The sequence below is a fragment of the Caulobacter sp. 602-1 genome (assembly GCF_003931565.1).
In the GTDB taxonomy this organism is placed as follows: Bacteria; Pseudomonadota; Alphaproteobacteria; order Caulobacterales; family Caulobacteraceae; genus Caulobacter.
Genome location: NZ_RRYI01000003.1, coordinates 491274 through 505746 on the forward strand (window position 1 = coordinate 491274; position 14473 = coordinate 505746).

Sequence of the window (14473 nt, forward strand, 5' to 3'; positions counted from 1 at the left end):
ACCGCCGGGCGCTCAGAAGTCGCCCTGATCCTCCCTGCTCTCCCCGGCTCGATGTCCCGCACCAAGACCCTCGCCGCCGTCCTCGGCTCCGGACTGCTCCTCGCCGCCTGCGCCAGCGAGACGAACACCACCGTTTTCGTGCCGGTCGTAGCGCCGGTGCTTCCCAGCTCGCTGACGCCGCAGCCGATCATGCTGTTCAACCAGACCAAGGACGGCCGCAAGCTGTTCACCCTGGACGCCGAGTTCCCCTATTGCGACGTCGAGACGGGCAAGGTGATCGTGGTGCCGCGCTGGTACGTCACCGACTTCGCCAGCGTGCCCTGGTACGGCCAGGGCTTCGTCGATCCGCAGGGACCGACGGCCCGCGCCGCCATCGTCCACGACTGGCTCTACACGATCGGCGAGCCGGGCAAGCGCGAGGAGGCCGACCAGATCTTCCTGCGGGCGATGCTGAAATACGGCGTCACGCCCTTCCAGGCCAATCTCGCCTATCAGGCGGTGCGGCTGGGCGGCGAAAAGGGCTACGGCCTGCCGACCGACTGGCGCTTTGTCGATCCCAAGCGCCAGGATCTCGTGCAGCCGGCCCCGTTCGCCAAGCCGCGCACCGGCATGGTCCGATACCTGCCCAAGTGCCAGGGGTTCGGCGCCCTGATCCAGACCGGCTGGCGCGCCTACCCGATCAAGACCGCCGCGCCGGTGATCCCGCCGCCGGTGGTCGTCACCAAGACCCCGCTGGACAAGGTCAAGGACAGGCTGCCGTTCGGAAACGACAAGAAGAAGTAGGACGCTTCAGGCCCCCGCCTTCTCGATCGCCTCGATCACCAGGCCCTCGGTCAGCAACTGGGGCAGGATGACCGGCGCGCCGCCCCCCTTTGGATAGACCACGTAGAGCGGCACGCCGACCCGGTCGAACTCGGCCAGGGCCTTGGCGATGATCGGGTCGCGATTGGTCCAGTCGGCCTTCAGATAGACGGCGTTCCGAGCCTTGAAGGCCTCGGCGACCTTCGAACCGGAGAGGGCGACCTTTTCGTTGACCTGACAGGTCACGCACCAGGCGGCGGTGAAGTCGACCAGGATCGGCCGCCCCTCGGCCTGCAGCGCCTTCACCTTCTCCGGCGACCAGGCTTCCGCGGTCAGGCCAGGCCCCGAGGGCGCGGCCTCACCGGCGCCGGCGGCGCGCGGCGGCTGGGCGGCCAGAGCGCCGGAAGCGGCCAGGGCGATGGCGCCGGCCACGGCGAGCAAGGCGATGATCGTCGAGACCATTCCCCCCTTGCCCGCCGCGCGGCGGTTCTGGGCGACGCCATGGAGCCAGGCGCCGAAGGCGGCCAGGACGCCGGCGGCCAGCAGTTGGCCCAGGGCGATCGGACCCGACTGCTGGGCGAACACCCAGGCCAGCCACAGGGCCGCGCCGTACATCGGGAACGCCAGCCCCTTCTTCAGCACGTCCATCCAGGCGCCGGGACGCGGCAGCAGCTTCAGGAGACCCGGGATGAAGGCCACCGCCACGAACGGGGCGGCGAAGCCCAGAGCCAGGGCCAGGAACACCGCCAGCGCCACGACCGGCGGCTGGGTCAGGGCGTAGCCCAGGGCGCCGGCCATGAACGGCGCGGTGCAGGGCGCGGCCACGACGACGGCCAGGGCGCCGGTGAAGAACGCCCCGGTGGCCCCGCCCTGGGCCGAGGCGCTCGAGCCGACGTTCTGCACCGAGGTCCCGATCTCGAAGACGCCCGACATGTTCAGGGCGACCAGCAGCATCAGCAGGCTCAAGCCCGCGATGACCAACGGCGACTGCAGCTGGAAGCCCCAGCCCACCGCCGCGCCGCCGGCCCGCACCACCAGCAGCAGGCCGGCCAGGGCCAGGAAGGTCGAGACGACGCCCAGCAGGAACACCAGCCCCTGCAGGCGGGCCTTGCCGGCGTCGTGGGCATGGCCGGCCAGGCTGGCCGCCTTCATCGACAGCACCGGGAAGACGCACGGCATCAGGTTCAGGATCAGCCCGCCGACGAAGGCGAACAGCAGCGCGCCCGCCAGTCCGCCCGAGGCCTTGCCGTCGGCGGCGGCCTTCTCGGCGGGGGGCGGCCCCATCCCCGCGGCGGTCGCCGGCGGCTCGCCCGGCGTCGCGGTGATCTCCCAGGCCCCGGCCTGGGTCGCGATGACCCCGGCCATCTCGGTCGGCGCGGTCCCGCCGCCGACGAAGTCGTAGCCCGGCTTCAGCGACAGGGTCAGGCCCTCCGGACCGCGATCGACGACCTGGTCGGCGGCGTGCTCGATGACCTTGGGCGAATAGGGAAAGAAATAGGCCCCGGCCATGTCGGCGCCCCTCAGCGGGCCGCCGGTGACAGCCAGTTTCAGGGTCTGACCATCCAGCTTGAACACCGCCTTCAGGCCCGCCGGCTTGGGGGCCTTGGCCAGCACCTCGCCGACGACCGGCCCCCACTTGGGATCTGCGGCGGGCGCCGCCACCACCGGCAACAACAGGGATAGCTTGGCCTCCTCCGGGACGCAGACCTGCTCGCAGACCAGATAGAAGACGTCGGCGGTCAGGCTGATCGTCGTCCCGACCTGGGCGTTCGCCGCCGCGGTGATTGGCACGGGTATAAAGACCTCGCCCTCATAGGCGTAGTCCAGCAACGGACCCAGCCTGGCGGTCTTCGGAGTCGGCCAGACCATGTCGCCGGCCTTCCAGCCGGCCGGAAGGGTCCAGGTGATCTTGGTCGCCTCGCCCGCGTCGCCCGGATTGCGCCAATAGGTGTGCCAGCCGGGAATGATCTTCTGGCGCAGGGCCACATAGACCGTGCCACCCGGCGCGATTCCCGTCTCCTGGGCGACCAGCTCGGACTGGATATGCCCGGAATTGACCACCGGCCCGGCCAGGGCGGCGCCGGCCAGAAGACTCGCGGCCAGCAAGGCTTGCAGGGCGAGGACGGCTCTCTTGAGGAACATGCGCGGGTCCGGGAGGAAAAGTCTGCGGACGAACACATGGCCCGGCCTAGCCGGCTCGACAATGGCGAAGACGCAGCCGACAGTCGAATACGGAATCACCCGGAGAGACCCATGCCCGCCGCGTTCGACGACATCGAGATCGGCCAGGTCGTGAACCTGGGCTCGCGGGCCGTGGACGGCAAGGCGCTGGACGCCTTCATCGCCGCCTTCACCCCCGGCTGGCCGGTCGAGAATGGCGCGCCGGACGGCATGGTCTTCGCGATCTGGACGCGACTCGACACCGAGGCCAGCGCCGCCTGGCCGCAGACCAAGCGCCTGGGCGTCGACGCGCTGCGCTGGATGCGTAACCCGCCGGTCGGCGAGCTGCTGCGCGGTCGCATGACCGTGATGGGCAAGGACCCTGTCGGCGAGGGCAAGGGCATCGTCATCGCCCAGCACGACCTGCTCGACGAGGCCGGCCGCCTGGTCTTTTCCTGCCTGACCCGCAGCATCTTCGCGCGGTAGTTTCAGCCAAGAAAAAGGGCGGCGGAGCCGAAGCCCCGCCGCCCTCTTGTCTTCAGCGTTCGCCGAACCTTAGTTCAGGTTCGCGGCGGCCGCGGCGGCGGTCTCGGCTTCGACCTGACGCATCATGGTCTTGTTGACCAGACGGTCCCAGCCGAGCAGCGACACCAGATGCGCGTAGATCTGGGCCAGCGCGCCGTTTTCCTGCAGCTCCTTCAGCTTTTCAGCCGACAGCTTGTTCAGCTTCTCTTCCGAGACGCCGTAGTATTCGGCGACGGTGACCGGTTCGCCGGCGGCGGCGCCGGTTTCATCCTGCGGCTGGAAGGTGGCCTTCTTCAGCTCGAACAGGTCCAGCTCCTTCAGCAGGGCGATGAACGAGTCGGTGCGGCGACGCTCCAGCTCGAAATCATCGCAGAATTTGATGCACTGCTGGGTGTATTCGGTCGGCTCGCCCTTGGCGTCGAACAGGGGGGTCTGGCCTTGCTCGCTCAGCAGCTCCGAACCACGGTCGATGCAGACGATCAGGCGGTCCTGCGTGTCGTCATTGGCCAGGACGAACGGATAGCGGCGGATATAGGCCGGGATATAGACGTTCGGCTCGACCGAACCGTCGGCGCTGATGAACAGGTTCTCGGCGTTGTTCAGGCCCATCACGGCCAGCGGCACGCGGTCCTCGCCGGCGAAGATCACCGGGAAGGTCAGGGCGGCCGGACCGAATTCCGAGACGGTCAGCGGCACGGCGGTGCCGGCGGCGGCGAAGGCGTACGGCTTGTCCTTATGGACCAGGGCCAGCTTGGCGTGCTGTTCGCGGTTCAGCGGCTCCGGCGAATTGTAGAACAGGACGTTGCCGGAGATCTGGCCGGCGGACTGGGTCGTTTCCATGAAGAGCTCTGCGACAAAATAAGAAACGGACGCTCGAACGCTTCAAGACGACCGCAAAGGGTCCGGCGTTCTAGCCGATCCGAGGAGAACCGGCAATCTGGACCGCGGTCATGGCGACACGCGACGACCGTTATTCACCGGGCGCGGGAGCGGTTAAGCTTGATATCCGCCTCGCGGAGCGAGACGCTATCCGGAGCCCGGCGCAAGGCGCCAGGCTCCGGACCACGGCGGAACCTCTCTGGGGGCTGGCTGAGAGGCCCGCTCTTCGGCTGGGCTGGAAGCGCCAGGCGAACGTGTGAGCGGCTTCGCCGCCCGGGACGCTTCGAGGATCAGAAGCGCCAGGCGAAACCGGCGCGAACCGATCGGCCCGGCGAGGGCGCGAAGTCCTTCAGGAACGAGACGTGCTCGCGGATGGTCTCGTTGGTCAGGTTGCGGCCGTCGATGAACACGCGAAGGCCGGAGTCGGCGATCGGCTTGTAGGTCACCATGGCGTTGACCTGGGTGTAGCTGTCGGTAGGCAGCTCGAAGACGGCGACGCGGTTCTGGCTGGCCACGCGGCGGACCTCGCCCTGAACCTCGAGACGCGCGGTGCTCCAGATGGCGCGGCCGGTGACGGCCCACGGCGGCACGCGGGCCGGCACGCCCAGATCGGTCGAGCCGCGCACCCAGTCGTAAGAGCCTTCCAGCTTCAGCGACCGCTCGCCGCTACGCCAGGCGACGTAGGAGGCCTCGGCCTCGGCGCCGTGGAACTTGGCGTCGGTCTGGCTGTACTGGAACACCGGCAGGCCGTCCTCGACGGCGCCCGTGCGGGCTTCCTCGATGAAGCCGTCGTACTGGGCGCCCCACAGGTGGGCTTCGGCGCGCAGGCGATCGCCGGTGTAGCGATATGTCGCCTCGACCGAGACCACCTTCTCGGACTTCAGGTCGGCGTCGCCGACCTCATAGCCGCCGGTGCCCGGGTGCGGGCCGTCGGCGAACAGCTCGGCCTCGGTCGGCGCGCGGCCGTTGCGCGACACGGTCAGGGCCACGAACTGGTGCTCGGCCGGCTTGTAGAACACGCCCAGCGAGGCCGAGACATTGTCGAAGGTCTTGTCGGCGAAGCTGGTCTTCAGTTGCCGGCTGTCGAAGCGCAGCCCCGCGTCGACGCCCCAGGCGCCCTTGTCCAGGCGCTGCAGGGTGAAGACGCCGTATTCCTTGATGTCGGTCGAGGGCACGAAGGCCTCGTCGCCGATGGCCTCGAAGTGGCGCTTCAGGGCCTGGAAGCCCACCGCGCCCTGCCAGCCGTCGCGCTCCTTCTGCACCAGCTCGACTCGGCCTTCGGTGCCGTCGGACAGGAAGCGGGTGCCGACCTCGCCGCTGTCGACGCCGATCTCGGCGTGCTCGTACTTGGCGTGGCCGACCGACAGCCGGACCTTGTCGAACGGGCCCAGATCGACGTCTTGCTCCCCGCGCACGTCATAGCGGGTCTGCTGCAGGTGGATGGACACCGGGCCTTCGGCGTCCGGATCGATCGGGGCCAGGATCTGCTCGTAGGGCACGCCGTAGGTCGTATCGATCTTCTTGACCGAGACGCCGAAAAAGCCGCTGTCGTGAACATAGCTGACACCGGCGCCATAGGCGTCGACCTCGACGTCGCTGTTCTTGACCGTCTTGTCGGGATCGACGGTCAGGCCTTCGGCCTTGGCCAGACGGGCCGAGACCGGGGCGGTCGGGACGTCGTAGTCGCTGCTCTCCCGGTGATCGGCGTCGATGGCGAACACCAGCGGGCCCTTGCCGAACTTGGCCGAGCCGTTGATCGACTTGCCGTCATCGACCGAAGAGACCGAGCCGGCCAGGCGCCCTTCGAAGCCGTTGGCCGGGGCCGACGACGGCACCCGGTCGTCGATGATATTCACGACGCCGCCGATGCCCGAGCCGCCATAGGCCAGGGTCGAGGGACCGCGCAGCACCTCAACCCGCGAGGCCTCGCCCGGATCGGAGGCCACCGCGTGGTCGGGCGACAGGGACGAGGCGTCGACCTGGCCGACGCCGTTCTGCAGCACCATCACGCGCGGGCCCGACAGGCCACGGATCACCGGGCGGCTGGCGCCGGGGCCGTAGAAGGTCGAGCGCAGGCCCGGCTGGCCGTTCAGCATGTCGCCCAGGCCGGCGGGCGGGGCGACGTCCAGCTGGTCGCGGGTGACGATGTTGACGCTGCTGGTCACCGTGTCCAGCGACACCGCATAGGGCGCGGCGGTGATGACGACCTTGTCGACCTGATTGGCCGCCTGGTCGCTTTCCGAAGGCGGCGTCGCGGCGGCCGGAGCCTCGGCGTGGGCGGAAACGGCGGCGGCGAGCGCGATGAGGCTCGCGGCGGAGAAGGCGACGCGACGGAGCATGGGCGGTCCTGAAACGACTGAAACTTGGCCGGGGGAGCGGCCGCAAGAAGTGTTATGAAATAACATATCTATTCGTCAATCCGCTTTCGCTTGACGCGCGACTTTCCCGCCGCTCTGTGGGCGAATGACCATACGGATGCACCCGATGACCCGTTTTTCGCTCATCGTCGCCGCCGCCCTGGGCCTGGCCCTGGCGGGTTGTTCGGCCATCGACGGCCTGCCCAATCCCTTCCCGCACGGCGCGGCGGCGGCGACGCCAGGGTCGGCGCAAGTCGCCACCACCGCGCCCTCGGCCGGCTGGGTGAAGCCGCCCCCCGGCTACCTGCCCGCCGGCGCGATCGACGCGGCGACCATCATCGGCCCGCCGCCGGCCCCTGACAGCGCGCGCGCCAAGGCCGAGCGCGCCCAGTTCGACGAGACCCGCAAGCTGGCCAATACCGATGCCTGGAGCCAGGCGATCGCCGACGCGGATCTATCGGGCAAGAACGGCATGAAGGCCTTCTCATGCGCGGCCGGCGTCACGCTCAGCGCCGAAGCGACCCCGACCCTGGCCAACATGCTGCTGCGCCTCACCGACGATGCGGCCAAGATCTACCAGCCGGCCAAGTCGATCTATCAGCGTCCCCGCCCGCCGGTCGGCAACACCGCGCCGATCTGCGCGCCGCGCGAGGCCTGGATCAACACGGACGGCTCCTACCCCTCGGGCCATGGCCTGATCGGCTGGGCCTGGGCCTCGGTGATCGCCGAGCTCGTGCCGGAAAAGGCCAGCCCGATCCTGGCGCGCGGCAAGGCGTTCGGCGACAGCCGCATTGTCTGCGGCGTCCACTTCCAGAGCGATGTCGAGGCCGGGCGCTACCTGGGCTCGGCGCTGGTGACGCGCCTGCACGACGATCCGGGCTTCATGGACGATCTGGCCAAGGCGCGGGCGGAAGTGGCGGCGTCGAAGGCCAAGGGCGCGCCGACGGGCTGCGTGGGCTAGGGTCTGGCGACGTAGACGACGTGCGGACGGAGGGGGTGGTCCTCCGCCAGGCCGGGATGATCGAAGTCGCGCGTCGGATCATGGCTCATGCCGATCCGACGCATGACGCTCTGGGACGCCAGGTTCGCGCGCGCGGTGAAGGCGATGATCTCGGGCAGCCCCAAGGCCTCGAAGCCGTGGGCGAGCGCCCCCTTGGCCGCCTCGGTGGCGTAGCCTTGGCCCCAGGCGTCTGGAAGAAACCGCCAGCCGATCTCGACGATCCGGCCCATGGCCATCTCTTCCGGAACCCACCAGATGCCCGTCATGCCCACGACGCGCGCGTCCGCCGGGCGTTCGACCACCCAGAAGCCGAAGCCGTGCTCGGCCTGATGCGCCTGGACGCGGTCGACGAAGGCGTCGCTCTCGGCGCGGTCGCGCACGCCGCCCAGCCACTCTCCCACCCGAGGATGGGCGTTGAGCGCGGCGATGGCGTCGCGGTCGGCGTCGACCGCCGGGCGCAGGACCAGGCGGTCGGTCGCGATCACGCCGGGCGGCCGGTGGCCAGGGCGGCATAGAACTCCGGGCGACGATCACGGAAGAAGCCCCAGGCGGCGCGGTGGGTCGTCAGGAAGTCCAGGTCGAAGGTGGCGTTGACCAGGCCCTCGTCGGCGCGTCCCAGTTCCGAGACCAGGTCGCCGCGATGGTCGGCGATGAACGACGAGCCGTAGAAGGTCTGGCCGCCGTTCGGATAGCCGTCCCACGGCTCGAAGCCGATGCGGTTGGCGCCGACCACCGGGATCACGTTTGAGACCGCGTGGCCCTGCATGGCCCGCCGCCAAGGCAGGGCGGTGTCCAGGCTCGCGTCATGCGGCTCGCTGCCGATGGCGGTCGGATAGAACAGGGCCTCGGCGCCCATCAGGGCCATGGCCCGGGCGGCCTCCGGATACCACTGGTCCCAGCAGATGCCGACGCCAAGCCGGCCGAAGCGCGTGTCCCAGACCTTGAAGCCGGTGTCGCCGGGCCGGAAGTAGTACTTCTCCATATAGCCCGGACCGTCGGGGATATGGCTCTTGCGATAGACGCCCAGCAGCGAACCGTCAGCGTCGGCCATGACCAGGCTGTTGAAATAGTGCGGCCCCTCGCGCTCGAAGATCGAGATCGGAATCACCACGCCCAGCTCGCCGGCCAGCGGCGCGATGGCCTTCACCACCGGGTGCTCGCGCCACGGATGCGCCTCGGCGAACCAGCGCTCCTCCTGGGCGACGCAGAAGTACGGGCCCTGGAACAGCTCGGACGGCAGGATGACCTGCGCGCCCTTGGCGGCGGCTTCCCGGATGAAGGCTTCCGTCTTCCTGATATTGGCCTGCAGGTCCATGCCGTAGGCGGTCTGGATCGCGGCGACGCTGAGCGTGCGGGCCATTAGACGGGCTCCTGCTGGCTGATGCAGTGGAACGAACCGCCGCCGGTCAAGATGGCGGTGGACGGCAGGCCGATGACCTGACGCTCCGGGAACACGCCCTTGATCACCTCGACGGCGAAGGCGCCCGACTCCTCGGCGTAGATCGGCACGATGACCGCCTCGTTGGCGATCAGGAAGTTCATGTGCGAGGCCGGGATGGGCTCGCCATCCTCGTCCAGGATCAGGCCGGGCGACGGGATGCGGACGACCTGCAGCGGCGAGCCGCGGCTGTCGGTCATGCCGGCCAGCAGCCTGGCGGTCTCGGCATAGACCTCGGCGTTCGGATCGTTGGCGCCGTACGCCATCGGGCAGGCGACGACGCCCGGCGCGACGAAGCGGGCCAGGTTGTCGACGTGGCCGTCGGTGTGGTCGTTCAGCAGGCCATCGCCCAGCCACAGCACCTTCTTGGCGCCGAGCGCGTCGGCGAGCGCGGTCGTCGCCGAGGCCTCGCTCCAGCCGGTGTTGCGGTTGGCGTTCAGCAGACACTGGCGCGTGGTCAGGATCGTGCCCAGGCCGTCGTGGTCGAGGGCGCCGCCCTCGAGGATGAAGGTGTTGCGGACCAGCGGCGCGCCCGAGGCGGCGGCGATCTGCTCGGCGACAATGTCGTCGCCCTCCAGGCTGTACTTGCCGCCCCACCCGTTGAACTGGAAGCCGGCCGCGGAAGCCGAGCCGTTGCGGTCGACGAAGATCGGACCGGTGTCGCGCAGCCAGATGTCGCCGAACTGACCGCGGACGATCTCGACCGTGGTGTCGGAGAGCAGGGCGCGGGCGGCGGCCTCGGCCTCGTCGCCGACGACCATCAGGCGCACGCGCTCGCCGCCCGGGCCGGCCAGGGCGCGGGCCAGGTCGGCCACTTCCTGCTGGGCCTGCTCCAGGTCTTCCTGCCACAGCTCGGCGTGGCTGGGAAAACCCACCCACATGGCGCGGTGCGGAGCCCATTCGGCGGGGACGGTGACGGTCATTCGAAGGCCCAATGGAGACGGGGAAAAACGAAAGGGGGCGCAGATGGCCCCTCGGAAGCCCGAGGTCAAGCGCCGCCTAGTTAGCAAACCTACGTGACAAAGAAAAAGGGCGGCCCGATCGGGCCGCCCTCGTCCAATCTTTCGCTGTTCCCAGCGCCTAGTCCCTAGAACTCGGTGCGCAGGGTGAACTGCACGGTACGCGGCGAGCCGATATAGTAGGTCGGAGCGCCGGTGCCGGTCACGCCGGCGATCGGCAGCGCGTTGGTGCGCGAGCTGATCGAACCGAAGTAGGTTTCATTGAACAGGTTGTTCACGTTCAGCTGAGCGTACGTGCTCTTGGCGAACGGCAGATCGTAACGCAGTTCGAGGTCCCACACAGTGTAGCGCGGAGCAACTTCGTCATTCACGTCGGTCGAGAAGCGCTGACCGGTGTACTTGCCTTGAACGCCAACGCTCAGAGCCTCGGTGATGTCCCAATCGACGCGGCCACCGAAGGTGTACTTCGGGGTTTCGACGATCTGCTTGCCCTTCAGCGGGATCACGTTGCCGGCGGCGGCGCCATTCACGAGGTCCTGCTGAATTTCGCTCTTGTTGTACGAGAACGAAGCGGTGACCGTCAGATACTCTTCCGGTTGCCAGGCGGCTTGAGAGTCAAAGCCATAGGCCTTCACTGCGCCGACGTTGCGGTCGATGCTGATGCCAAGGTCCGGATCGTACGATTGCACGATGCGGTTGGCGTAGTCCGTCTTCCACAGAGCGGCCGTGGCCATCAGGGTCGGGCTGGAGAAGCGATAGCCCAGATCGTAGGTCTTGGTGGTTTCCGGGCGGGTGTCGGCCGGCTCGCCCTTACCGTTCACCAGAGTGGCGGTGTATAGGTTGTCGGTACGCGGCGAGGAGAAGCCCTCCGCGTAGCTGGCGTAGACGGTGCTGCCGGCGCCGAGATCGTAGCTGACACCCGCGTTCGGCAGAACTTTGTCGTACTTCAGGGTGGAGCTGTACGGCTTGATGTACTTCAGGTTCGCAGCCGTGCCGGTGACGAACTGGACGCTGCCGTCGGCGTTGGTGACGACCGGCGTTTGGGTGGTGCAGCTGACGTTGAAGCCCGAGACCACACCAGCCAGCGAAGAGGCGTTCAGAGTGTAGCAGTACTGGTTCAGCTCGCGCTTGAAGAAGGGCGCGCGGACGCCGAGGTTCACGATCAGGCGGCTATCCATGAACTTGCCGCGATATTCTGCCGCGGCCTGATTCAGCTGGGCGATCGAGAAGCGGTCGCGGTTGCGCAGGAAGCTGCCGTCAGCCGTGGCGACCTTGACGCCGTGGCCGTCCTTGCCGCCGAACACGTTGGTCGTGTTGCCTTGGGCGTCCAGCGTCGTGAACTCGCCGGTTTGACGGTGACGACCGTAGTCGCCGGTGTAGGCCACGCGGATACGGTGATCGTCATTCAGATCCCAGATCAGCGAGCTGGTGACGCTGTAGCGGCGGGTGTTGGTGACGCTCGGCGCGAAGAACGCGACCGTGTCGGCGATATCGCCGTCGCCATTCAGGTCCTTGCCGGCAAGCCCACTCGTCCCGCGCACGCGACCGTCGGTCTCCGAGATCGTGCCCAACTGCGATCCGCCGTCGGCCAGGGTATATTGGAACGAGGGGTCGACGGTCAGGCGAACGTTGTCGGCCAGGTGGAACAAGGCCGAGCCACGGATGCTGCCGGTGTTCGACGGGTTGACCTGACGACCATAGTAGTTGGAGCAGTTGCCTGGAACGACGACGCCGCTGACGGCGGCCGGGTTACAAACGCTGTCGAAGTCGTAGTTCTTGCCGAAGTTGCGGAAGTCGGCCAGCGTCAGCGAACGGATGTTGTTGTTGCGGTTCTCGTTGTAGTTCGCGGCGAGGCTGATGAAGTCGCCGCGGTCGCCGAGGTCCTGCATGATACGGGCATTGAACTGCTTCTTTTCAAGCGTGCCCTTGCCCTTCCACTTGTCGTACTTCTGCCAGGAGCCGGCCACGAAGGCCTTGGTGCCCCACGGGCCGAAGCGACCCGAGTCCAGCATCAGGAAGCCGCGACGATAGTTATTCTCGCCGATCGACACGTCGGCGATCCCGCCGAACTCGTTGCCCGGCTTGCGGGTCACGTAGTTGATCGTGCCGCCGGTGGCCGAAGCGGTCGGGCTGTCGACGTCGGTCGTGCCCAGGTTCACGCTGGCGCGGTCGATCAGCTCGGCGTCCAGTTGCTGATTGGGGTACACGGCGTAGTTGCCGGTATCATTTAGCGGGACGCCGTCGAAGGTGACCGAGACGCGGTTGCCGTCGAAGCCACGCAGGCGCAGGTTGCCGCCCGACGAGCCGTACGGGTCGTTGTTGGTAAAGCTGACGCCGGGGAGCAGGTTCAGCGATTGGAAGACGTTCTGGCCGGTCGATTGCGAAGCCAGGAAAGCGGCGTCCACCGAGGCGCGCGACTTCGGCAGCGTCTCGACGATCTGGCCGGCGATAGCGCGTTGGCCAGCGGCGGTGACGACGACGTTTTCGACTTCGTTAGCTTGCGAGCCCGTCGACTGGGCCATGGCGCCATTGGCGGCCACCAGGCAACCGACCAGGGCGGTCGTCGCCAGGGCGAAATTTCTCATATTCATCTTGAAGATCCCCTCATTATTCGACACGCCTGCCGCGGACGGCATGGATGAGCATCGTTGAGGGCCGTTTAGCGAAAGTTTTAGAAGGTTTGGTGACGGAAAGGCCACGCCCTCTCCCAAACTGTCATAAAGGACGGATATCGCGGAAGAATTGGTCATATTTTTCTTACTTGGCTAATTAGGCGTCATGGCAACCGCACACGAATCTTCGAGAATTTCGATCGAGTCCCGCGCCTGGCGCCTGACGCTGATGATGGTCGCCGCGCTCACGCTGGCGCGACTGATCGCCCTGTTTTCGACGCCGCTTGAGCTGTACCCGGACGAAGCTCAGTACTGGCTGTGGTCGCGCGAGCTGGCGTTCGGCTACTTCTCCAAGCCGCCGATGATCGCCTGGCTGATCTGGGCCACGACCCATGTCGGCGGCGACGCCGAAGCCTGGGTGCGGCTGTCCGCGCCGCTCCTGCACGGCGCGACCGCCCTGGTGGTCCACCGCATCGCCCGCAAGCTCTACGGCGGCTGGGCAGGCCTGGTCGCGGCGGCGATCTACAGCCTGATGCCGGGCGTGGTGCTATCGTCGGGCCTGATGGCCACCGACGCGCCGCTGCTGTTCTTCCTGTCGCTGACGATCTGGGCCTATGTCGCCCTGGCCGAGGAGACCGCGCCGCGCCGCTACTTCGTCGCCGCGGGCATGGGCGTGGCCCTGGGCCTGGCCTTCCTGTCGAAATACGCGGCGGTCTACGCCCTGGGCAGCATCGTGATCCACTTCGCCATCTCGAAGGAGGCCCGCAAGCGCTGGTGCCCGGCCGCGGCGGTGCTGTTCGTCACGGCCTTCGTCCTGACCCTGGCCCCGAACTTCGCCTGGAACGCCAGCCACCATTTCGCGACGGTCAAGCACACGGCCTCGAACGCCAACTGGGGTTCGCACCAGCTGTTCAATTTCCGTGAGCTGATCGAGTTCGTGGCCTCCCAGTTCGGCGTGTTCGGTCCCGTGCCGTTCGCCGTGCTGCTGGGCGGTTCGGTCTGGCTGGGCGTGAAGAAGAAGCTTCAGTCGCCGGATCTTCTGCTGCTGTGCTTCTGCGCCCCGCCGCTGATCATCGTGGCCGGCGAGGCCTTCGTCTCGCGCGCCAACGCCAACTGGGCCGGAGCCGCCTTCGTCTCCGGCTCCGTGCTGTCGGCCGGTTGGCTGCTGCGCTGGAACGCCCGCCGCTGGCTGATCGCGGGCCTGGTCTTCGAGGCCCTGTTCGCCGTTTTCTTCATGGTCTGCATGGTCAACCCCAAGGCCGCCGACGCCGTGGGCCTGTCGAACGGCTTCAAGCGCGTGCGCGGCTGGGATCAGACCGTTCAGGCGATCATCGAGCGCTCGCGCGAGGAGCAGGCCCTGCGCGGCCCGCTCAGCGCCGTCGCGATGGACGACCGCTTCGTCTACAACGCCGCCGCCTATTACGGCCGCGACTATTTCGGCCAGCCCGGCGCGCCGCCGCTGCGCATGTGGGTGCACGAGGCCCAGCCGCAGAACCAGGCCGAGACCGAGGCGCCGCTCGACGCATCTTACGGCCGTCGCGCCCTGATCGTCAGCCTGGAAGGCGGCTACCGGCCCGAGATCGAGCAGGACTTCAAGGCGACCTCCGGCATGCAGATCAGCCGCGTGCGCCTCGACAAGAAGCGCTCGCGGCGCATCGACCTGTTCATCGCGGAGGGCTTCGCGCCCCTGCCCCGGGATCCCGTGACGGGCCTGCCGCCGGAGCCGAAGAAGCCTCGGTAGC

The 14473-nt window shown here is 67.9% G+C and carries 11 protein-coding genes; 4 read left to right on the forward strand and 7 right to left on the reverse strand.

Annotation, left to right across the window (positions count from 1 at the left end):
- The first annotated feature begins 51 nt into the window (after positions 1 to 51).
- Positions 52 to 783: a DUF1353 domain-containing protein gene (locus tag EIK80_RS11200; protein WP_199743449.1), complete on the forward strand. Its 732-nt coding sequence runs from the start codon at positions 52 to 54 to the stop codon at positions 781 to 783.
- 6 nt (positions 784 to 789) lie between these two features.
- On the opposite strand, the gene EIK80_RS11205 is transcribed toward EIK80_RS11200, so the two are convergent.
- Entirely contained in the window at positions 790 to 2943 is a 2154-nt protein-coding gene (locus tag EIK80_RS11205; protein ID WP_125157059.1) for a protein-disulfide reductase DsbD, read from the reverse strand.
- A 111-nt stretch (positions 2944 to 3054) separates the two neighbouring features.
- On the opposite strand from EIK80_RS11205, the gene EIK80_RS11210 reads away from it, so the two are divergent.
- Entirely contained in the window at positions 3055 to 3447 is a 393-nt protein-coding gene (locus tag EIK80_RS11210; protein ID WP_125157060.1) for an acyl dehydratase, read from the forward strand.
- Positions 3448 to 3516: 69 nt separating this feature from the next.
- Here the strand turns inward: EIK80_RS11210 and EIK80_RS11215 are convergent, their stop codons facing one another.
- Complete coding sequence (locus EIK80_RS11215; RefSeq protein ID WP_125157061.1) at positions 3517 to 4326, reverse strand: SapC family protein; 810 nt, start codon at positions 4324 to 4326, stop codon at positions 3517 to 3519.
- A 329-nt stretch (positions 4327 to 4655) separates the two neighbouring features.
- Complete coding sequence (locus EIK80_RS11220) at positions 4656 to 6704, reverse strand: TonB-dependent receptor (protein WP_125157062.1); 2049 nt, start codon at positions 6702 to 6704, stop codon at positions 4656 to 4658.
- Between the two features lie 145 nt (positions 6705 to 6849).
- On the opposite strand from EIK80_RS11220, the gene EIK80_RS11225 reads away from it, so the two are divergent.
- Positions 6850 to 7683, forward strand: a complete 834-nt coding sequence (locus EIK80_RS11225; RefSeq protein WP_125157063.1) for a phosphatase PAP2 family protein — start codon at positions 6850 to 6852, stop codon at positions 7681 to 7683.
- On the opposite strand, the gene EIK80_RS11230 is transcribed toward EIK80_RS11225, so the two are convergent.
- The 4 genes from EIK80_RS11230 to EIK80_RS11245 form a co-directional block, all read right to left on the reverse strand.
- Positions 7680 to 8207, reverse strand: a complete 528-nt coding sequence (locus EIK80_RS11230) for a GNAT family N-acetyltransferase (RefSeq protein WP_125157064.1) — start codon at positions 8205 to 8207, stop codon at positions 7680 to 7682. The two genes, EIK80_RS11225 and EIK80_RS11230, sit on opposite strands and share 4 nt — an antisense overlap.
- A complete protein-coding gene (aguB, locus tag EIK80_RS11235) occupies positions 8204 to 9082 on the reverse strand; it encodes an N-carbamoylputrescine amidase (RefSeq protein ID WP_125157065.1) in 879 nt (292 codons plus the stop codon). The genes EIK80_RS11230 and aguB overlap by 4 nt, the downstream gene beginning before the upstream one ends.
- On the reverse strand, positions 9082 to 10083 hold the full coding sequence (locus EIK80_RS11240) for an agmatine deiminase family protein (protein ID WP_125157066.1): 1002 nt from the start codon (positions 10081 to 10083) through the stop codon (positions 9082 to 9084). Before EIK80_RS11240 ends, aguB begins: the two co-directional genes overlap by 1 nt.
- 164 nt (positions 10084 to 10247) lie before the next feature.
- Complete coding sequence (locus EIK80_RS11245; protein ID WP_125157067.1) at positions 10248 to 12710, reverse strand: TonB-dependent receptor; 2463 nt, start codon at positions 12708 to 12710, stop codon at positions 10248 to 10250.
- Between the two features lie 187 nt (positions 12711 to 12897).
- Here EIK80_RS11245 and EIK80_RS11250 point away from each other — a divergent pair, with 187 nt between their 5' ends.
- The gene (locus EIK80_RS11250) at positions 12898 to 14472 is read left to right on the forward strand and encodes a glycosyltransferase family 39 protein (RefSeq protein WP_125157068.1); all 1575 of its coding nucleotides are present in this window, start codon (positions 12898 to 12900) and stop codon (positions 14470 to 14472) included.
- The last annotated feature ends 1 nt before the right edge of the window (position 14473 follow it).